Below are 20,254 nucleotides of genomic sequence, written 5' to 3'. Positions count from 1 at the left end.
TCCCGGTCTCGCGGTGTTTAGAACTGCGCCGCCTGCTCGATGAGGTTGACCATCACCCGCACCCCGATGCCCAGCGCCCGCTCGTCGAGGTCGAACGTCGGCTGGTGCAGGTCTAACTGCGGCCCCTCCCCCGACCACACCCCGAGGCGCGCCATCGCACCCGGCACTTCTTCGAGGTACCAGGAAAAGTCCTCGCCGCCGCCGGATTGCCGGGTGTCGGCCAGCACATCGGGGCCGATCGCTTCGATCGCATGGGTGAGCATGCGCGTCGAGACGTCCTCGTTGACCACGGGCGGCACTCCACGCCGGTATTGCAGCGTGTGCTCGATGGCCAGCGGGGCGAGCAGGCCCGCGACGGCCTCGCGGATCAACTCCTCAAGGTCTATCCAGGTGTGACGGCTCGCGGTGCGCACAGTGCCGGCGAGCACACCGGTCTGCGGTATGGCATTCGGCGCCACCCCCGCGTTAACCGCACCCCACACCAAGACCGTGCTGTTGCGCGGGTCGATGCGCCGCGACAACACCCCCGGCAGGCCGGTGATCACCGTACCCAGCCCGTAGACCAGGTCGGCGGTCAGGTGCGGGCGCGACGTGTGGCCGCCGGGTGAATACAGCGTGATCTCGATCTGGTCCGCCGCCGACGTGATGGGCCCCGGTCGCACAGCGACCTTGCCGACCTCCAACCGCGGATCGCAGTGCAGCGCGAAGATCCGCGACACCCCGGTCAACGCCCCCGCCGCGATCGCGTCGATGGCACCACCGGGCATCAATTCCTCGGCCGCCTGAAAGACCAGGCGCACGCCGACCGGCAGTTCGGGCACCGAGGCCAGCGCCAACGCCGTCCCGAGCAGGATCGCGGTGTGCGCATCATGGCCGCAGGCGTGCGCGACATTCGGCATCGTGGAGGCATACGGCGCCCCGGTGCGCTCGGCCATGGGCAGCGCGTCCATGTCGGCGCGCAGCGCGATCCTGGGTTGGTGTTCGGGGCCGAAGTCGCACGTCAGTCCAGTGCCGCCGGGCAGCACCTTGGGGTTGAGCCCCGCGTCGGCCAACCGCTCGGCGACGAATTGTGTGGTCGCGTATTCCTGACGACCCAGCTCTGGGTAGCGGTGGATGTGTCGACGCCACGCGACCAGATCGTCGTAATGGGCGGCCAACCACGATTCGGCGCTGTCGACGAGACTCATGACTGCGTCCCGCCGGCGGCCCCGCTGGCTCTACGCTGCTGGGCGGCGAGCACCCGGTCACGCTCGTCGGGGTTCTGCGCGAGCTGAACAACGGTGCGCGCCAACATGATCGCGCCGTCGACGACCGCGCGGTCCGCGCTCGGGCCCGCGGCTGCGGCCTCGAATGCGCGCTGATGAACGGTGGCGCCCCCGGCGTCGACACCGATCACCGGATGGATCCCCGGGAGCAGGTGCGTCACGTTGCCCATGTCGGTGCTGCCCAACGGCAACACAGCCTCCACATCGGGCGGCACCGGCGCGCGCCCCAGACGGCGCAGCTCGTCTCGGCATACGTCGACCAGCCAGCGGTCGGGTTTGAGCTCGAGATATGCCGGTGCGGAATTGTCGATGTCGTATTCGCACCCCGCCGCCAGCGCACCGGCGGCGAAACACGCGAACATCCGCCCCTCTAGCTCGCGTAACGAGTCGGACTCGATGGCGCGCATCGCGTAGTGCAGGGTCGCACGCCCGGGGATGATGTTGACCGCCTCACCGCCGTGGGTGACGATGCCGTGCGTCATCTGGCCCGGCGCCAGTTGCTGACGCAGCAACCCGATGGCCACTTGCGCAACGGTCACCGCGTCGGCGGCGTTGACGCCCAGGTAGGGCGCGACGGCGGCGTGCGACTCCTTGCCCCGGTACTCCACGTTCACCTCGGACAGCGCCAGGGATCGGGCGCCGGCGATATCGGTCGGCCCGGGATGCACCATCACCGCGACCGTAACGTCGTCGAATGTGCCCGCCTCGAGCATCAAGGCTTTCCCGCCACCCGACTCCTCGGCGGGAGTGCCCAGCAAGGACACGGTCAGGCCCAGGTCGTCGGCCACTTCTGCCAGCGCCAGCGCGGTGCCGACCGCCGACGCGGCGATGATGTTGTGCCCGCAGGCGTGCCCGATCTCCGGAAGCGCGTCGTACTCGGCGCAGATGCCGACGACCAAGGGCCCACTGCCGTAGTCGGCGCGGAACGCCGTTTCCAAGCCACCAACTGCCCGCGTGATCTCGAATCCCCGCTCGGCGACCAGCGTCTGCGCCTTGGCGCAACTGCGGTGCTCGTCGAAGGCCAGCTCCGGCTCGGCGTGGATCGCGTGGGACAACTCGACCAGCTCGTCGCCGCGGCGGCGCACCAATTCCTCGACGTCATCCAGGGCGGTGGCTGCGGGCATGTTGGCAAGTATCCCATCCACCTCGCAGTACGGCCCAAAGTCCGCTGCACCCAGATAGGCTCCCCCAGTGTGACCAGCCCGCCGCCCGACCCCGCCTCACTCGCGCGACAGGCGGCGCAGGTCATCGCCGAACGCACCGGGAGCGCCGAGCATGACGTCGCGGTCGTTCTCGGATCGGGGTGGGCGCCCGCCATCGCAGCGCTCGGCCCTGCCGTAGCACTGCTGTCACAGGCCGAAGTCCCCGGCTTCTCGCCACCCCGCGCCGTGGGACACACCGGCGAGCTGCTCTCCGTGCGGATCGGCGGCCACCGGGTGCTGGTGCTGGCCGGGCGCATCCATGCCTATGAGGGACACGACCTGCAGCATGTCGTGCACCCGGTGCGAACGGCGTGCGCCGCGGGCGCGGAGATCATCGTGCTCACGAACGCCGCCGGCGGACTGCGGCCGGACATGCGGGTCGGCCAGCCCGTGCTGATCAGCGACCACCTGAACCTGACCGCGCGCTCCCCGTTGGTCGGGGCCCAGTTCATCGACCTGACCGACGCCTACTCCCCCCGGCTGCGCGCGCTGGCCCGGCAAGCCGACCCGGCGCTGGCCGAGGGCGTCTACGCGGCACTGCCCGGTCCGCATTACGAGACGCCCGCCGAGATCCGGATGCTGCGGACGCTGGGCGCCGACCTGGTGGGCATGTCCACCGTCCACGAGACCATCGCCGCGCGCGCCGAGGGCGCCGAGGTGCTGGGGGTTTCCCTGGTAACGAACCTCGCGGCGGGGATCACCGGCGAACCGCTCAGCCATGCCGAGGTGCTGGCCGCCGGAGCCGCATCGGCGGCGACGATGGGCGCCCTCCTGGCCGACATCATCGCCCGCATGTGACACCAGTGAAGCCCGAAGACTGGATCGCGCACGATCCCGACCCGGTGACCGCAGCCGAGTTGGCCGCTTGCGACGCCGACGAACTCACGGCGAGGTTCGCGCGTCCGCTCAAGTTCGGCACCGCTGGGCTGCGCGGGCCGGTCCGCGGCGGTCCCGACGCGATGAACCTGGCAGTGGTGTTGCGCGCCACCTGGGCGGTGGCCCAGGTACTCAGCCGACGCGGCCTGGCCGGTCAACGGGTGATCGTGGGCCGAGACGCCCGGCACGGGTCGGCCCAGTTCGGCGCCGCGACCGCTGAAGTTCTTGCTGCGCACGGCTTTTCGGTGCTACTACTGCCAGGCCACGTACCCACCCCGGTGGTGGCGTTCGCGGTGCGCGCCACCGGCGCGGCCGCCGGCATACAGATCACCGCCTCACACAACCCGCCCGCCGACAACGGCTACAAGGTGTACCTCGACGGCGGGTTGCAGATCATCTCCCCCACCGACCGGGACATCGAGGAGGCGATGGCCGCGGCACCGCCGGCCGACCAGATACCCCGCGCACCTGTCGCGCCCGCCGACACCGATCTCGTCGAGCGCTACATCGAACGCGCGGCCGGCGTGCGACGCGGCGGCGGATCGGTTTGCATCGCACTGACGGCGCTGCACGGCGTGGGCGGTGCGGTGGCCGTCGAGACGCTCCGGCGCGCCGGTTTCGACGACGTGCACACCGTCGCAACACAATTCGCTCCCGATCCGAACTTCCCCACGGTGGCGTTTCCCAATCCCGAGGAACCCGGCGCCGCCGACGCACTGCTCGCCCTGGCCGCCGACGTCGCCGCCGACGTCGCCATCGCCCTGGACCCCGACGCCGACCGCTGCGCCGTCGGAATCCCCTTGGGGATGTCCGGGGAAGCGGGCTGGCGAATGCTGTCCGGCGACGAAACCGGTTGGCTATTAGGCGATTACATCCTGTCGGACACGCAAGGCCGGCAACCCGGGACACGGGTGGTCGCCAGTACCGTGGTGTCGTCGCGCATGCTGTCGGCCATCGCGGCCGACCATGACGCCGTCCACGTGGAGACCCTCACCGGATTCAAATGGCTGGCGCGCGCCGATGCTGACGTACCCGGCGGCACCCTGGTCTACGCCTACGAGGAGGCGATCGGGCACTGCGTCGACCCCGCCGCCGTGCGCGACAAGGACGGCATCAGCGCGGCGGTGTTGGTGTGCGATCTGGTGGCGAGCCTGAAAGCCAAGGGCGACAACGTTTCCGACGTCCTCGATCGGCTGGCTCGGCGGTACGGGGTGCACCAGGTCGCCGCGGCGCCACGTCGCGTCGCCGATGTCGTCGAGGCGGCGAACATCATGCGCCGGCTGCGCGCGGATCCGCCGCGTCGGCTGGCCGGCTTCGACACGACCCTTGACGACATCACCGATGCGCTGATCTTCACCGGCGGCGACGCGGACGCCTCGGTCCGGGTGGTGGTGCGCCCGTCGGGCACCGAGCCAAAGCTCAAGTGCTACACGGAGGTTCGCTGCGCGGTCGCCGAAGACTTGGCAGCAACCCGGCAGCGGGCCGAGGCCCTGAGCCGGCAACTCGTCGCAGAGATACAGCGGTGGTGACCTACCGGGGGCCGAACTGGCGATCCCCAGCGTCGCCCAAACCGGGCACGATATAGGCGATCTCGTTGAGCCCGTCGTCGATGGCCGCGGTGAACAGTCGCAGGTTCGGGGCCACCTTTTCCAGTGCGGCAATGCCTTGCGGCGCGGCCACCACACAGAGCACGGTGATGTCGACGGCACCGCGGCGCTGCAGCAGGCCGACGGTATGCGTCATGGAACCCCCGGTGGCCAGCATCGGGTCGAGCACTATCACCGGCAGGTCGGAAAGGTCGTCGGGCAGCGACTCCATATACGGCACGGGTTCATGCGTTTCCTCGTTGCGGGCAACGCCGATGAACCCGACATGCGCCTCCGGCAGCGCCGCGTGCGCTTCGTCGACCATGCCCAGTCCGGCCCGCAGCACCGGAACCAGCAGTGGCGGCTTGGCCAGCCGCGACCCGACCGTCTCGGCCAGCGGCGTGCAGATCTGGACTGGTTCGCTGGGCAAAGTGCGCGTGGCCTCGTAGACGAGCATCAGCGTCAGCTCACGCAGCGCTGCCCGGAAGGCGGCGTTACCGGTGCGCTTGTCGCGCAGGACGGTCAGCCGCGCCGCGGCCAGCGGATGGTCTATGACGTGCACGTCCACGGGGTGTGACCTTATATAACGATCGGATGCAGGGCGCCTGACACGCGAACTTCCATCCCCAGCACGCCACGGATCCGCCCATATACTCCCGGCATGCGGCGGTTGCGGGAGCCTCTGACCAGGGCATATCGGGCGTTGGCGGTTCTCGGCGCGGTGGCGTTGACGCTGCCCGCGGGCGGGTTCGACACCGCGCGCACCGCGCCACCGGTGACGCTGAGCGCGGCGCCGCTGCCTACCTACTCGCACGTGGTGATCGTCGTCGAGGAAAACCGGTCGCAGTCCAACATCATCGGCAACCCGTCGGCGCCCTTCATCAATGCGCTGGCCGCCGGTGGCGCCATGATGGCGCAGTCGTTCGCCGAAACCCATCCGAGCGAGCCGAACTACCTGGCACTGTTCGCGGGCGACACCTTCGGGCTGAAGGAGAACGCCTGCCCGGTCAACGCCGGCGCGGCGCCCAACCTGGCCTCCGAACTGCTCGCCGCCGGCCGCACGTTCGTGGGCTACGCCGAGGACCTGCCCGCCGTCGGCTCGACGGTGTGCGCCGCGGGCAAGTACGGACGCAAGCACGTGCCGTGGGTCAACTTCACCAATGTGCCGCCGACGCTGTCGGTGCCGTTCTCCGCGTTTCCGAGTCCGGCCAACTACGCCAGCTTGCCGACGGTGGCGTTCGTCATTCCCAATGGCGACAACGACATGCACGACGGCTCGATTGCCCAGGGCGATGCCTGGCTCAACCGCAACTTCTCCGCGTACGCCAACTGGGCCCGGGCCAACAACAGCCTGCTCATCGTCACCTGGGATGAGGACGACGGCCACAGCCGCAATCAGATCCCGACCGTGTTCTACGGCGCCCACATCCAGCCGGGCACCTACAACGAGACGATCAGCCACTACAACGTGCTGTCCACACTGGAGCAGATGTACGGCCTGCCCAAGACGGGTTATGCGGCGACCGCCCCGCCGATCGCCAGCATTTGGGCCGCGTAACCCCACCGGGGACGGGGCCGCGGACGGGTCGTCGCTATCCTTTGCCGCATGGCTGCTGACCTCGTGCCCATCCGCCTGAGCCTGTCCGAGGGTGACCGCTACACGGTGTGGGCACCCCGCTGGCGCGACGCTGGAGACGAGTGGGAGGCATTCCTGGGCAAGGACGAAGACCTGTACGTCTTCGACAATGTCGCGGACTTGGTCGCCTTCGTCCGCAGCGGCACCGACAACGACCTGGTGGACCACCCGGGGTGGCAGCGGCTGACCGAGGCGCACGCGCACAAGTTCGAGCCGGCCGCCGACAAGGAGTTCGATCTCGTTGTCGTCGAGGAGTTGCTGGCCGAAAAGCCGACCGAGGAGTCGGTGGCCGCGCTGGCCGGCGCCCTGGCGATCGTGTCGTCCATCGGTTCGGTGTGCGAGCTGCCCGCGGTGTCGAAATTCTTCAACGGCAACCCGATCTTGGGCACGGTGTCCGGCGGAATCGGGAACTTCACCGGCAAGGCGGGCCAGAAGCGCTGGGACGCAATCGCCGACGTGATCGCCCGCAGCTGGGACGATGTGCTCGACGCCATCGATGAGATCGCGACCATTCCGGAGGTCGACGAGAAGCTGTCGGAGAAGGCCGCCGAGGAGCTCGAAGAGGAACGCGAAGAAGAGGAAGAGGAGTCCGAGGACACCGAAACCGACGAGGCGGCCGACGAGACTGACGAGGCGGAGGACGCGGACGAGGACACCGACGACGAAGACGAAGAGGAAGAACGCGCGGCCGCCGACACGGTGATCCTGGGCAGCGACGAGGATTTCTGGGCGCAGGTGGGTATCGACCCGATCCGGATCATGACGGGGGCCGGTACGTTCTATACCCTGCGTTGCTACCTGGACGACCAGCCGATCTTCCTGGGCCGCAACGGCCGGATCAGCGTCTTCACCTCTGAGCGTGCTTTGGCTCGCTACCTTGCCGACGAGCACGACCACGACTTGTCCGACTTGGCGACCTATGACGACATCCGCACCGCCGCGACCGACGGGTCGCTGCAGGTCGACGTCACCGACGACAACGTCTACGTGTTGAGCGGCCTTGCCGACGACTTCGCCGACGGGCCGGACGCGGTGGACCGTGACCAACTGGAGCTGGCCGTCGAACTGCTGCGCGACATCGGTGACTACTCGGAGGAGAGCACGGTCGAAAAGGCGCTGGAGCCGACCAAGGCGCTTGGCAAGCTGGTCGCCCACGTGTTGGACCCCGACTCTGCACCCAAGCCCAAGCCTCCGTATGCCGCAGCCGTGCGCGAGTGGGAGAGGCTGGAGGCCTTCGTGGAAGGCCGACTGCGGCGCGAATAGCGCTCTAGCGCGACGCCGGCTGCATCGAGTGTGAGTCCGGCGACGCATCTTGGTTGTGTCGCGTCATACCGTTCACTCTCGCTGAACGGGCAGCCCCGGTACAAAGGGCGCGAAAGCTATAGCCAGCAAGCGACGCGTCGGACAAAATAATCCTCTACGCCGGAAACGGGGCCGGCCGTTGGGTAGGATGAAACTATGTCGTACGTGATCGCGGTGCCGCAGTCTGTGCAGGCGGCGACAACGGATTTGGCGGCAATCGGTTCGGCCGTTGACGCAGCACGACTGAAGGCGGCAACTCAGACCGGCATCCTGTTACCCGCGGCTGCCGACGAAGTTTCGGCCGGTATCGCGCAGCTGTTCGCCCAACACGCAGCGGAATACCAGCAAGCGGCTGGACAAGCAGCGGCGTTCCACGAGAAGTTCGTGCAGCAGTTGACGGCGACCGCCAACGCCTACGCCAACGCCGAAGCCGCCAATGCATCCCTGCTCGCGCCGAAGATCGCCGAAGCGGCGCCGGCCGCCGGTACCGGAATTCCCTGGTACGACGCGTTGAACATGGCCATCAACAACTTCATCGATAGCGTCCTCAACCAGATCTTCCTGTTCCTGTTCTGGCCCTTATGGCTCCCGATAGCCGTGTCGTTTCTGCCGTTCTACATAATATTGTCCGCGTTTTTCCCAAGGGCCTTCCCGATAGAGGATTTCTGGAAGATCTTGTTCCTGCCTTTCCTCGAAGGTTGGACCGTTACATAACATCACCCGTGTGCTGCTCAACCGCGCCACCGCCGAGGGCATCGCGAACGGCAGCATCACCCTGGTCTTGCGGCGCTGGGACGCTCCGCGAGCCAAACCCGGTGGCACGCAGCGGACGATGGCCGGCACCATCCGCATCGACGACGTCGTCGAGCACTCGGCCGACTACCAGGTGACCGAGCGCGAGGCGCGGGCCGCGGGCTATCCCGATGTGGCGACCGCGCAGGCCGAGTTGGACCGGCGGCCGGCCAAGCACACCTACCTCATCTCCGTCTCATTCCTGGGCGCCGACGAGCGTCCCGCGCTGGCGGCAGACGACGCATTGACGGCGGCCGACGTTGCCGCGATTGCGGCCCGCCTCGACCGGCTCGACGCCGCCAGTGACTCCGGACCGTGGACTCGGCATTACCTGCGGCTCATCGCAGACAACGAGGCCGTGCGAGCTCCGAACCTGGCGGCCGGCGAGGGCCTGGACGTACCCCGGTTCAAGCGGAGGGTGCGTCGGCTCAAGGAGCTCGGTCTGACGATCAGCCTGGATGTCGGCTACCGCTTGTCGCCGCGCGGACGCGCGTTTCTGAAAGGCATTCGCTGATGCTGCCCGAGCGCATCCGCAATCACGAGGCCGAGCTCTGCACGCTGCCCGACGGTCGCGTTCTGGCCTACCTCGAGTGGGGCGACCCCGCCGGCTACCCCGCGTTCTACTTTCACGGGACGCCAAGTTCGCGTCTTGAGGCGGCCTTCGTCGACGGTGCCGCGCGGCGCAACGGCTTCAGGCTGATCTCCGTTGACCGCCCCGGGTTCGGTCGTTCCACCTTCCAGGCGGGGCGCACTTTCCGCGATTGGCCGACCGATGTGTGCGCGCTGGCCGACGCGCTGGGGCTGGACGAGTTCGGCGTGGTCGGGCACTCGGGAGCGGGGCCGCACCTGTTCGCCTGCGGCGTCTTCGTCCCGCCGTCACGACTGAAGTTCATCGGCGCGCTCGGACCATGGGGGCCGCTCGCTACGCCGGAGATTATGGACAGCTTGAATACCGCGGACAGCTTCTATGCGCGTGCGGCGCATCTCGGACCGCACCCGTTCGCCGCCCTCTTCGCGCCGATGGGCTGGTGCGCCAAGTACTCGCCGGGATTGTTCTGCCGAATAGTGACTGCTACGGTGCCCGCGGTCGACCAGCGTCACTTGCGCGACGAAAGTTTCCTTCGCCATTTCCGCGCCATGCAGTTGGAGGCGTTCCGGCAGGGCAGCCGCGGTGGGGCCTACGAATCGTATTTGGAGTACCGGCCGTGGGGATTCAACATCGGCGAGGTCGCGGTGCCCACTCATATCTGGTTGGGCGATCAGGACAGCTTTGTGCCGCGCTCGATGGGTGAGTACTACCAACGTGCGATCCCGGGCGTCGACTTTCACTGGGCCCATGGGAAGGGGCATTTCGGCATCGAAGACTGGGACGCGATCTTTGCCGCCTGTGCGCCGGACATCGACACCCGCCCTTAGAGCCCATAGGATTCTGCGAAAGCCGCAATCGGGCGAATCATGACCTGAAAAAGATGCTCTGCCACCAAAACAAGAAGAATAGGCCGGGTATGATAAGCGGCCAAAATAATGCCAGAATTAGAGCATTTACGACAAACCCGACTAGCATAGTTTGTAAGTCGACCAAAGCGTTCTCAGAGGCTGCAACAGCACCACCGGCAACAGAATCCGAAGTAGCCGCCAACGACTGAAGCAGCGAGGCGTTTGCAGCCTCGGCGTTGGCGTAGGTATTTGCAGTTGCTGTCAACTGCTGCACGAACCGCTCATGGAACGCGGTTGCCTCCCCGGCGAGTTTCTGATATTCCTCGGCTTGTCGGGAAAAGAGGTAGGCGATACTCGCGGACACCTCATCGGCGGCAGCGGGCATCATCGCGAGCGTCGGCTCCGCCGCTTCTAGGTTCGCCGCCTTCAGCGTGTCACCAATGGTCGCCAGATTCGTTGCGGTTGCCTTCATCGACTCCGGAACCACCATTACGTGAGACATGTCGCTTAGCCCCTTCCATTTGCGAGTGCCGCGAATCCCCGCACGAGATTCGGGTTGAAATAAAGGAAAGCGGCAAGAAATAGCAGCAGGGGAACCCCGACAAATAGCACCGCAGGAATCCCGAGGAATATTAAGAGGATCAAGATAAAGCTGCTGAGCAAAGAGGTGAACAACAGGCTGCCCAATTCGTCAAGCGATTGCGGCACCGCTTGCGCAACAGCTGCGCCTGCGGTACCAAGCGCTTCGGCGAACGGTTGCAGCAAGGAGACGTTGAGGGCCTCCGCGCTCGCATACGCACCTGCGCCGGCTGCCAGCCGCTCCACAAACTGCTCGTGAAACGCCGCGGCCTCGCTGGCCAGCTGCTGATAGTCCTCGGCCTGTCGAGAAAACAGGCTGGCGATATTCACAGACACCTCGTCGGCGGCAGCCGGGGCCAGCGCGAGCGTCGAAGCCGCTTCGCGGTGCGCCGCCTGCAGCGTCACACCGATAGCCGTCAAGTCAGTGGCCGCAGCGGTCAACAGCTCTGGCACCACCATCACGTGAGACATATCGCCCTCCTACCGGGTCTCGAGTGTCGGTATGAAACTCACGTCGCCGCCGATAAGCCTCCGCGTCGAGATGGAGCCATACTGCCACCAGAATGACATGTCAGTTCCATAATTGCAACATTCGCCCGCACTTGGCCTTGTTAGTCTCTCATCGGAAGAATATTGACATTCGCGCAACTAATATTCTCAGAGTCGGTTCATCGCCCGCGCCATGCAGGAGTCATCGAGGAACGAGTAGCGCTTTGCGGCTTGGTGGCGCGGCTGGTGGCGGCTGCGGCGCTCGGTCGAGCCGGTTTCTGAACCGGAGACGGTGCGGATGCGAAACTTCATGGTCGGATCCCTTCAAGAAGTGCTTCAAAGACTTGGACACTTCGAATGTCCCAACTTCCGCCGTCCCCTCCATCGGTTGGAACGCGTAAATCCGCCAGGCGCGGGTCGTACGGATTCGCCGGGGCTACGACTGCTCCCTAGGTAATTTCGCTGACTCGGCGGCGCTGGCCTGTCGCTCCCGCTAGGAGTAATGCAAGCTAGACGCGCGTCGATCCACCAATCCGAACTTTCGCAGCCAATGGCGCGATGCTTGATAAGCGATATGGCCATCTATAACGCTGTCCCACCCGTGAACAAGTACACAAACAACAAGAGGACGCTCGGCGACAAGGCCAGCTGAGCCAGCATCTGCAGACCCGGACTCGACGCGAATATAGGCAGCATAGGTGCGACCAGCTGCGTGACCCAAGGCTGCAAAGCTAGCGTTTCGAGCGCATGCAGTGAAAGGGGCCCCAGGGGGATACAACAAAAAGAAACAGGACCGCGGGTAAGAATGTCACGCTAAGTACTGCGTCGGTTAGAGCGGCAATCGGGTTGGCAGTGAGCAGCGAGACTAACAGGTCCACGATCAGATTAGGCAGTCCAGTAATCATCGCTGCCGAACGGACTAATACCATTTCCAAGTAGGCAGCAGCTATCGGATCTATGGCTATTACTGCCCCGGCAAGCGAATCAGTCGCGCCAGCCAAGGGCTGTAACAACGACGCGTTAGCAACCTCGACTCGCGTAAGCCTCGGCGCTAGCGGTCAAGCGATGCACAAAGTTCTCGTGAAACGCCGCCGCCTCGCCGGCCTGTTTCTGGTAATCCTCAGCCTGACGAGAAAATAGACGTGCAATGCTCGCGGACACCTCGTCAGCGGCGGGAGGCGCCAGCTCGAGCGGGAGCCCCGCTTTCAGGTGCACCGCCTCGAGGGACGAACCGATTGCGGCTAGTTCCGCCGCCGCCACCTCCAGCAACCGCGGTGCCGCCATGACGTGAGACATGCCCCACCCCTACGGATATTTACGAACGCATTTGACGCCCAACGGGCCCGTCCGCCGTTACAGGTACGTACCCCCAGTGGCCGAGTAGAACGTCAAGGCCAATTCCAAAAAAAGCAGCGGAGAAAGCGCCGCCAGAAGCACAACTACCGGAACGAAGGGGAATGTTGCGAAAAAGAAACTCGTCGCGTCATACAACGCCGTAGCAAGAGGAGCTACAGCGGTGGATAGCGCCGCAGTAAGCGGAGCCGCAGCATTGGATAGAGCCGTAGCAAGAGGAACCATTCCGTTGACCAGCGCTGACCCTATTAAGGGAACTAGCGGCTGGGTAAGCGCCGCAGCCAGCAGATGTAGCGAGAGTGGAACCAACGGCGAAAAGGCCCACCCAAGAGCAATGACAGAGCCGATTGGCATGGTCAACGAGAAAAGAAGCACAGCGTCGAGCGGGCGCCTAGGAAATAGTTCAATGTAATCAATCAACGTATCCCATAAGCCAACAACCAGAGCACCGAGACGATCCGGCACCATTTTCAAATAACCGATAACTTTCGGGTCCACGGCTGCGGCAACGCGGGCGAGCGTGTCGGCGGCCGCGCTCAACGGTTGCAGCAACGACGTGTTGGCCGCCTCGGCGCTCGCGTAAGCGCCGGCACTGGCGGTCAATCGCTGCACAAACTCCTCGTGGAACGCCCCCGCCTTCTCGGCCAGCTTCTGATACTCCTGCGCGTGCTGGGAAAACAAGGCGGCGATGCCCGCCGACACCTCGTCCGCGGCGGCGGGCAACACCCCCACTGTCGGACCCGCCGCCGCCAGGTGTGCGGCGCCGAGCGTCGAACCCATACTCGTTAGATCTGCCGTTGCCGCCTCGATCAGCTCCGGAACCACCATCACATGTGACATCTCGGCCCTCCCGCCTATCACCAATCCATCCGGCGCGGACGCTTCGCCCATTGCAGGTAATGAGTCCTGGTACCGATGTAGCGTCACCAGCTACATAAATAGCATGTATAGTTCATCATTTGGAACTTAGAACCAAAAGTGATCCAGATAACGTCAACATTGGACCAGTCTCGCAAGATGGTTGCGATTCGAGTGCGAGTGCGAGCGTCCCGCGACAAACAGGGCGAGCACCGCGGTTACGGGACAGAGGGCGGCGGTGCGGTGTCGAACGTTAAGGATCGCCCGCACGCGCAGCGTCGATCGGATGCGTTACCCGATGAGCACCGCGTACCGCGGCTTGATCACGTCATCGATGATGGCCAACCGCTCGTCGAACGGTATGAACGCCGACTTCATCGCATTGATGGTGAACCGCTGCAGGTCGGCCCAGCCGTAACCGAAAGCCTCCACCAACCGATGCATCTCCTGGCTCATCGTCGTATCGCTCATCAATCGATTGTCGGTGTTGACCGTCACCCGGAAGCGCGTGCGAGCCAGCAGATCGAAGGGATGCTCGGCAATGCTCTTGACCGCACCGGTCTGCACATTGGAGCTGGGACACATTTCCAGCGGAATTCGCTTGTCCCGCAGGATCGATGCGAGCCGACCCAGCGTGACACGACCATCTGGGGCCACGGTGATGTCATCGGTGATCCGCACGCCGTGACCAAGCCGGTCGGCACCACAGAACGCGATCGCCTCGTGGATGGACGGTAGACCGAACGCTTCGCCAGCGTGAATTGTGAAGCGCGCGTTGTTATCCCGCATGTATTCGAACGCATCCAAGTGCCGCGTCGGCGGGTGCCCGGCTTCGGCGCCGGCGATGTCAAAGCCGACGACGCCCTTGTCGCGGAACCGGATCGCCAACTCGGCGATCTCTCGTGACAGTGCGGCGTGTCGCATCGCGGTGACCAGACACCGCACGACGATGGGATGACCCTCTGCGGCACAAGCCTTTTCACCGTCGGCAAAGCCAGCCAGCACCGCGTCGACGACCTCGTCGAACGACAGCCCGCGTTCGATGTGCAATTCCGGTGCGAACCGAACTTCGGCATACACGACCGCGTCCGCGGCCAGGTCTTCCACGCATTCATAGGCGACCCGGTACAGGGCATCGGGAGTCTGCATCACCGCCACGGTGTGGGAGAACGGTTCGAGGTAGCGCTCTAGCGAGCCGCTGTGCGACCGGGTGCGAAACCAGTTAGCCAGCGCGTCGGCCTCGGTGGCGGGCAACTCGTCGTAACCGATCTGGCCGGCGATGTCCAGGACGGTTGCCGGGCGCAATCCGCCGTCGAGGTGGTCGTGCAGCAGGGCCTTGGGCGCCTGTTTGATGGTCTCCAGGTTCAACGGGGTGGTCATGAGGTGATCCGATCGATGATCAACGGCCGCGGCTCCGGCGGGTCGCCGACAGTCCAGGCGCCGTCCAGCTCGCCAAGCGCGGCACCGAGACGTTCCGGTGTGTCGGTGTACAGCGTGAACAGCACGTCACCGGCAACCACCGGCTCGCCCGGGCGGCGGTGGATCCGGACGCCGGCCCCGTGCTGCACCCGCGCACCCGGCGCAGACCTGCCTGCGCCGAGCCGCCATGCCGTCAGCCCTACTTGCAACGCGTCTATGTTGCCCATTGTGCCGCTTCGGCCGGCGACCACGGTGTCCGAGCACCGACCAATCGGCAACGGTTGCGACAAGTCCCCACCCTGGGCGGCCACCAGCCGGCGAAAACGGTCCATCGCCGTGCCGTCGCGCAGCGTCTGCGCCGGATCGCGGTCGTCGATGCCGGCGAGCTCGAGCATCTCGGCCGCCAGCCGCAGTGCGAGTTCCACGACGTCCGGCGGACCGCCCCCGGCGAGCACGTCCAGCGACTCCTGCACCTCGAGCGCATTGCCAACGGTCGCACCCAGCGGACAACTCATATCGGTCAGCAGCGCGCGGGTCGGCACCCCGTGCGCCTCGCCCACTTCAACCATGGTCTGCGCCAGCTCGCGACTCTCCGCCTCGGTCTTCACCAATGCGCCCGACCCGACCTTCACGTCGAGCACCAGCGCGCCGGCACCCTCGGCCAGCTTCTTGCTCATCACCGAACTGGCGACCAACGGCAGCGACTCGGTGGTGCCGGTGATGTCGCGCAGGGCATACAACTTCTTGTCGGCCGGCGCCAAGCGGCCGGCGGCGAAGATCGCCGCACCGATGTCGCACAGCTGTTCGCGCACCCGCTGATCGGACAGCTCAGCGGTAAAGCCCGCGATCGATTCGAGCTTGTCCAGGGTGCCGCCGGTATGGCCGAGCCCGCGCCCGGACGACTTCGGTACCGCGGCGCCACAAGCGGCGATGACGGGCACCAACACCAGCGTGGTCTTGTCCCCCACCCCACCGGTGGAATGCTTGCCCACCGTCGGCAGCGGCTTTCCAGGCTCGGCTCCTGACCTCAGATCGCGGAAGTCCAGCACGTCACCCGAGTTCAGCATCGCCTCGGTCCACCGTGCGATCTCGCCACGATCCATGCCGCGCAACACAATCGCCATCAGCAAAGCCGACATCTGTTCGGGAGCGACCTGGCCGTCGGTATAACCCTGAACGATCCAGTCGATCGCGGCATCGGACAGCCGACCGCCGTCCCGCTTGGTGCGGATGATCGTCGGTGCATCAAAATCGAAGTTACTCAACGGAATTCCCGGCGAGATCGTCGGGACCGAAGGGGTCGGGCAACAGGTCGCCCAATCGGCGCGGCCCGGCCGCATGGTCGATCAGCAGTTCCGGCCCGCCGTGCTCGAGCAGGACCTGACGACACCGACCGCACGGCATCAACGGGGCCCCGGCACCGTCCACACAGGCAAGCGCCACCAGCCGTCCGCCACCACTGGAATACAGGGCACTCACCACAGAACATTCCGCACAGAGACCAAGACCATATGAGACGTTTTCCACATTGCAACCAACGACGATGCGCCCGTCGTCAACCAAGGCAGCCGCGCCGACGGGGAACCCCGAATACGGCGCATAGGCAGTGGACGAGGCTTGTATCGCCTTGTCCCGCAATATCTTCCAGTCAACATCACTCATTGCACGACCCCGCCCTCCAATGAGTCGACCTTAGATAGCCACCCTAACCTGTGCCACGACACACAATCGGAAGGGGATTGTCTGGTACCGCATCAACGTTGCAAACGTTAAGCTCGCGTTGCCCGGCCAGAGCGTTTGATGACGGTTTGTATAAGGCGGTAAAAGACATGACGGCAACCGCGGATCCGGCCCTCAAAGCGCCGGGATCATCGCGCAAGCGGCGACCACCTCGGACTTTGTATCGGGGAGATCCCGGAATGTGGTCGTGGGTGCTGCATCGCATCAGCGGGGCGACGATTTTCTTCTTCCTGTTTGTCCACGTCCTTGACGCCGCGATGCTGCGTGTTAGCCCGCAGATCTACAACGAGGTCCTCTCGACCTACAAAACCCCCATCGTCGGGCTCATGGAATACGGCCTCGTGGCCGCCGTTTTGTTTCACGGACTGAACGGAATTCGGATCATCCTCATCGACTTCTGGTCCGAGGGACCTCGGTACCAGCGGCTAATGCTATGGGTCGTCGCCGTCGTCTTCCTGCTGCTGCTGGTCATGGCCGGGGTCGTGCAGGGCATCCACATGTGGGAGCACTTCCGATGAGCACAACAGACCAGCTCGGCGCCCGAAACACACGGGGCCAGCTCGCGCCGGTCCGGCAACGCAGCCACGATCGTCCGGCAAGCCTGGACAACCCGCGCTCGCCGCGGCGTCGCGCCGGCATACCCAACTTCGAGAAATTCGCCTGGCTGTTCATGCGGTTTTCCGGCGTCGCGCTGGTGTTCCTTGCGCTAGGGCACTTGTTCGTGATGTTGATGTGGGAAAACGGTGTCTACCGTATTGACTTCAACTACGTCGCGTCGCGCTGGGCGTCGCCGTTCTGGCAATTCTGGGATTTGGCCCTGCTGTGGCTGGCGCAATTTCACGGCGGAAACGGCCTGCGCACCATCATCGACGACTACAGCCGCAAGAACAGCACACGTTTCTGGCTGAACAGCCTGCTGCTCTTGTCGATGGGGTTCACATTGGTGCTCGGCACCTATGTACTGATGACGTTCAACCCGAACATTTCCTGAAAGGCTGTCATGTTTGCGCCACCTTGTCCCCATCACAACGCTCTGGATCGTCGGTGGCGGCGGTGATACAGCAACACCGATACGACGTTGTGATCGTCGGCGCCGGGGGTGCCGGGATGCGTGCCGCCGTGGAGGCCGGCCCACGTGTTCGCACGGCGGTGCTGACCAAGCTCTATCCCACCCGAAGCCACACCGGCGCCGCGCAGGGCGGCATGTGCGCCGCGCTGGCCAACGTCGAAGACGACAACTGGGAGTGGCATACGTTCGACACCGTCAAGGGTGGCGACTACCTGGCTGACCAGGACGCCGTCGAGATCATGTGCAAAGAGGCCATCGACGCGGTGCTCGACCTGGAAAAGATGGGGATGCCGTTCAACCGCACCCCTGAGGGCCGCATCGACCAGCGCCGCTTCGGCGGGCACACCCGCGAGCACGGCAAGGCCCCGGTGCGCCGCGCGTGCTACGCGGCCGACCGCACCGGCCACATGATCCTGCAGACGCTGTATCAGAACTGCGTCAAGCACGATGTGCAGTTCTTCAACGAGTTCTACGCGCTCGACCTGGTACTCACCCAGACCCCGACCGGGCCGGTGGCCACCGGGGTGGTGGCTTATGAACTGGCCACCGGGGACATCCACGTGTTCCATGCCAAGGCCGTGGTGCTGGCGACGGGCGGCTCGGGCCGGATGTACAAGACCACCTCCAATGCGCACACGCTGACCGGTGACGGCATCGGGATCGTGTTCCGCAAGGGACTTCCCTTGGAGGACATGGAGTTTCACCAGTTCCACCCGACCGGTCTGGCCGGGCTGGGCATCCTGATCTCCGAGGCCGTCCGCGGCGAGGGTGGCCGGCTGCTCAATGCCGACGGCGAGCGGTTCATGGAGCGCTACGCCCCGACCATCGTCGACCTGGCACCCCGCGACATCGTCGCCCGCTCAATGGTGTTGGAGGTCCTGGAGGGACGCGGTTGCGGTCCGCACAAGGACTACGTCCACATCGACGTCCGGCACCTCGGCGAGGACGTGCTGGAATCCAAACTGCCCGACATCACCGAATTCGCCCGCACCTACCTCGGGGTGGACCCGGTCACCGAATTAGTCCCGGTGTACCCGACGTGCCACTACCTGATGGGCGGCATCCCCACCACCGTCGGCGGCCAGGTGCTGCGCGACAACACCAACACCGTCCCCGGCCTGTACGCGGCCGGCGAATGTGCCTGCGTGTCCGTGCACGGTGCCAACCGGCTGGGCACCAACTCGCTGCTTGACATCAACGTGTTCGGTCGACGGGCCGGCCTCGCGGCTTCCACTTACGCCCAGTACAACGACTTCACCGACATGCCTCCCCATCCGGAAAAAATGGTCGTCGGCTGGGTCAGCGACATCTTGTCCGAGCACGGCAACGAGCGCGTCGCGGATATCCGCAGCGCGCTGCAACAGTCGATGGACAACAATGCCGCGGTGTTCCGCACCGAGGAGACCCTGAAGCAGGCGCTCACCGACATCCACGCGTTGAAGGAGCGCTACTCGCGAATCACCGTGCAAGACAAAGGCAAACGCTTCAACAGCGACCTACTGGAAGCCATCGAACTGGGCTTCCTGCTGGAGCTGGCCGAGGTCACCGTTGTTGGCGCGTTGAACCGCAAGGAATCCCGCGGCGGGCATGCCCGCGAGGACTATCCAAACCGCGACGACGTCAACTACATGCGGCACACCATGGCGTACAAGGAGGGCACCGACCTGCTCAGCGACATCAGGCTGGACTTCAAGCCCGTCGTGCAGACCCGCTACGAGCCGAAGGAACGGAAGTACTGATGAGCGCTGAGCCCGCTGGCGACACTGTCGAGGTCGAGACGCTGCAGCAGCCGTTGCCTCCGGTTCCGGACGGCGCGGTGATGGTGACGCTCAAGATCGCCCGGTACAACCCCGACGACCCCGAGCGTTTCGCCGCTACCGGCGGCTGGCAGAGCTTCCGGGTGCCGTGCCTGCCCACCGACCGGCTGCTCAACCTGCTGCTCTACGTCAAGGGTTACCTGGACGGGACGTTGACCTTCCGCCGCTCCTGCGCCCACGGCGTGTGCGGGTCGGACGCCATGCGCATCAATGGCGTCAACCGGCTGGCCTGCAAGGTGCTGATGCGTGACCTGCTGCCCAAGAAGCCCGGCAAGAAGTTGACCGTCACGGTCGAGCCGATTCGCGGGCTGCCGGTCGAGAAGGACCTGGTGGTCGACATGGAGCCGTTCTTCGACGCCTACCGCGCGATCAAGCCGTACCTGGTCACCAGCGGCAACCCGCCCACGCGGGAACGGATCCAAAGCCCCACCGACCGCGCCCGCTACGACGACACCACCAAGTGCATCCTGTGCGCATGCTGCACCACCAGCTGCCCGGTGTTCTGGAACGAGGGCAGCTACTTCGGCCCGGCGGCGATCGTCAACGCGCACCGGTTCATCTTCGACAGTCGCGACGAGGCCGCCGGCGAGCGGCTCGACATCCTCAACGAAGTTGACGGCGTGTGGCGCTGCCGGACCACGTTCAACTGCACCGAGTCCTGCCCGCGCGGCATCGAGGTCACCAAGGCGATCCAAGAGGTCAAACGCGCCCTGATGTTCTCGCGTTAATCGGCAGCGCGCCTTACCCCCGCGAGGCCCGCGAGAACGACGCGAGCAGACGCAAGATCCTCGTAGCCAGCCGTATCACCTCCGCAGTACTACCCACCACCGGGCA

The 20,254-nt window shown here is 65.3% G+C and carries 22 protein-coding genes; 11 read left to right on the top strand and 11 right to left on the bottom strand.

From position 1 onward, the window contains the following. Positions 1-17 precede the first annotated feature (17 nt). Positions 18-1,187: a M20 family metallopeptidase gene (locus tag G6N68_RS04460; RefSeq protein WP_163708396.1), complete on the bottom strand. Its 1,170-nt coding sequence runs from the start codon at positions 1,185-1,187 to the stop codon at positions 18-20. Beyond that, positions 1,184-2,389, bottom strand: a complete 1,206-nt coding sequence (locus G6N68_RS04455) for a M20 family metallopeptidase (protein WP_163708393.1) — start codon at positions 2,387-2,389, stop codon at positions 1,184-1,186. Before G6N68_RS04455 ends, G6N68_RS04460 begins: the two co-directional genes overlap by 4 nt. Before the next feature lie 69 nt (positions 2,390-2,458). On the opposite strand from G6N68_RS04455, the gene G6N68_RS04450 reads away from it, so the two are divergent. Both G6N68_RS04450 and G6N68_RS04445 read left to right on the top strand, forming a co-directional pair. Next, positions 2,459-3,265, top strand: coding sequence for a purine-nucleoside phosphorylase (locus tag G6N68_RS04450; RefSeq protein ID WP_163708390.1), 807 nt, complete (start codon positions 2,459-2,461; stop codon positions 3,263-3,265). 5 nt (positions 3,266-3,270) lie between these two features. After that, a complete protein-coding gene (locus G6N68_RS04445; protein ID WP_163718159.1) occupies positions 3,271-4,872 on the top strand; it encodes a phospho-sugar mutase in 1,602 nt (533 codons plus the stop codon). A gap of 1 nt (position 4,873) precedes the next feature. On the opposite strand, the gene upp is transcribed toward G6N68_RS04445, so the two are convergent. Continuing rightward, complete coding sequence (gene upp, locus G6N68_RS04440; RefSeq protein ID WP_163708387.1) at positions 4,874-5,497, bottom strand: uracil phosphoribosyltransferase; 624 nt, start codon at positions 5,495-5,497, stop codon at positions 4,874-4,876. A 93-nt stretch (positions 5,498-5,590) separates the two neighbouring features. On the opposite strand from upp, the gene G6N68_RS04435 reads away from it, so the two are divergent. The 5 genes from G6N68_RS04435 to G6N68_RS04415 all read left to right on the top strand — a co-directional run bounded on the left by G6N68_RS04435 (position 5,591) and on the right by G6N68_RS04415 (position 10,075). Then, entirely contained in the window at positions 5,591-6,487 is an 897-nt protein-coding gene (locus tag G6N68_RS04435) for an alkaline phosphatase family protein (protein WP_163708384.1), read from the top strand. A gap of 48 nt (positions 6,488-6,535) precedes the next feature. Further along, positions 6,536-7,828 (top strand): protein export chaperone SatS, encoded by a 1,293-nt coding sequence (gene satS, locus G6N68_RS04430; protein WP_163708381.1) that lies wholly within the window; start codon positions 6,536-6,538, stop codon positions 7,826-7,828. A gap of 195 nt (positions 7,829-8,023) precedes the next feature. After that, positions 8,024-8,581 (top strand): PE family protein, encoded by a 558-nt coding sequence (locus G6N68_RS04425; RefSeq protein WP_163708378.1) that lies wholly within the window; start codon positions 8,024-8,026, stop codon positions 8,579-8,581. A 10-nt stretch (positions 8,582-8,591) separates the two neighbouring features. Then, positions 8,592-9,173 (top strand): hypothetical protein, encoded by a 582-nt coding sequence (locus G6N68_RS04420; RefSeq protein ID WP_163708375.1) that lies wholly within the window; start codon positions 8,592-8,594, stop codon positions 9,171-9,173. Beyond that, entirely contained in the window at positions 9,173-10,075 is a 903-nt protein-coding gene (locus tag G6N68_RS04415; protein WP_163708372.1) for an alpha/beta fold hydrolase, read from the top strand. Before G6N68_RS04420 ends, G6N68_RS04415 begins: the two co-directional genes overlap by 1 nt. Positions 10,076-10,112: 37 nt before the next feature. Here the strand turns inward: G6N68_RS04415 and G6N68_RS04410 are convergent, their stop codons facing one another. The 8 genes from G6N68_RS04410 to G6N68_RS04375 form a co-directional block, all read right to left on the bottom strand. Beyond that, the gene (locus G6N68_RS04410) at positions 10,113-10,598 is read right to left on the bottom strand and encodes a PE family protein (protein WP_163708369.1); all 486 of its coding nucleotides are present in this window, start codon (positions 10,596-10,598) and stop codon (positions 10,113-10,115) included. 5 nt (positions 10,599-10,603) lie between these two features. After that, positions 10,604-11,134, bottom strand: a complete 531-nt coding sequence (locus G6N68_RS04405; RefSeq protein WP_240355370.1) for a PE family protein — start codon at positions 11,132-11,134, stop codon at positions 10,604-10,606. A gap of 198 nt (positions 11,135-11,332) precedes the next feature. Beyond that, the gene (locus G6N68_RS04400; protein ID WP_163708363.1) at positions 11,333-11,476 is read right to left on the bottom strand and encodes a hypothetical protein; all 144 of its coding nucleotides are present in this window, start codon (positions 11,474-11,476) and stop codon (positions 11,333-11,335) included. A 708-nt stretch (positions 11,477-12,184) separates the two neighbouring features. Beyond that, the gene (locus G6N68_RS04395) at positions 12,185-12,460 is read right to left on the bottom strand and encodes a PE family protein (RefSeq protein ID WP_163708360.1); all 276 of its coding nucleotides are present in this window, start codon (positions 12,458-12,460) and stop codon (positions 12,185-12,187) included. Positions 12,461-12,517: 57 nt separating this feature from the next. Then, on the bottom strand, positions 12,518-13,408 hold the full coding sequence (locus G6N68_RS31950; protein WP_371871533.1) for a PE family protein: 891 nt from the start codon (positions 13,406-13,408) through the stop codon (positions 12,518-12,520). Between the two features lie 258 nt (positions 13,409-13,666). Next, the gene (locus G6N68_RS04385) at positions 13,667-14,755 is read right to left on the bottom strand and encodes an adenosine deaminase (protein ID WP_163708357.1); all 1,089 of its coding nucleotides are present in this window, start codon (positions 14,753-14,755) and stop codon (positions 13,667-13,669) included. Then, on the bottom strand, positions 14,752-16,059 hold the full coding sequence (locus G6N68_RS04380) for a thymidine phosphorylase (RefSeq protein WP_163708354.1): 1,308 nt from the start codon (positions 16,057-16,059) through the stop codon (positions 14,752-14,754). Before G6N68_RS04380 ends, G6N68_RS04385 begins: the two co-directional genes overlap by 4 nt. Then, positions 16,052-16,456, bottom strand: coding sequence for a cytidine deaminase (locus G6N68_RS04375; protein WP_163708352.1), 405 nt, complete (start codon positions 16,454-16,456; stop codon positions 16,052-16,054). The genes G6N68_RS04380 and G6N68_RS04375 overlap by 8 nt, the downstream gene beginning before the upstream one ends. Positions 16,457-16,713: 257 nt before the next feature. Between G6N68_RS04375 and sdhC the strand changes: the two genes are divergently transcribed. The 4 genes from sdhC to G6N68_RS04355 all read left to right on the top strand — a co-directional run bounded on the left by sdhC (position 16,714) and on the right by G6N68_RS04355 (position 20,148). After that, positions 16,714-17,052, top strand: coding sequence for a succinate dehydrogenase, cytochrome b556 subunit (sdhC, locus tag G6N68_RS04370; RefSeq protein WP_240355665.1), 339 nt, complete (start codon positions 16,714-16,716; stop codon positions 17,050-17,052). Beyond that, positions 17,049-17,525, top strand: coding sequence for a succinate dehydrogenase hydrophobic membrane anchor subunit (locus G6N68_RS04365; protein ID WP_163708345.1), 477 nt, complete (start codon positions 17,049-17,051; stop codon positions 17,523-17,525). The genes sdhC and G6N68_RS04365 overlap by 4 nt, the downstream gene beginning before the upstream one ends. A 62-nt stretch (positions 17,526-17,587) precedes the next feature. After that, complete coding sequence (gene sdhA, locus G6N68_RS04360; protein ID WP_163718155.1) at positions 17,588-19,342, top strand: succinate dehydrogenase flavoprotein subunit; 1,755 nt, start codon at positions 17,588-17,590, stop codon at positions 19,340-19,342. After that, on the top strand, positions 19,342-20,148 hold the full coding sequence (locus tag G6N68_RS04355) for a succinate dehydrogenase iron-sulfur subunit (protein WP_163708342.1): 807 nt from the start codon (positions 19,342-19,344) through the stop codon (positions 20,146-20,148). Before sdhA ends, G6N68_RS04355 begins: the two co-directional genes overlap by 1 nt. Positions 20,149-20,254: the final 106 nt, after the last annotated feature.

The organism is Mycobacterium bourgelatii (assembly GCF_010723575.1).
Taxonomy (GTDB): Bacteria; Actinomycetota; Actinomycetes; order Mycobacteriales; family Mycobacteriaceae; genus Mycobacterium; species Mycobacterium bourgelatii.
Note: the sequence above shows the minus strand (reverse complement) of the source record. Positions and strands in the feature narration are given on the sequence as shown.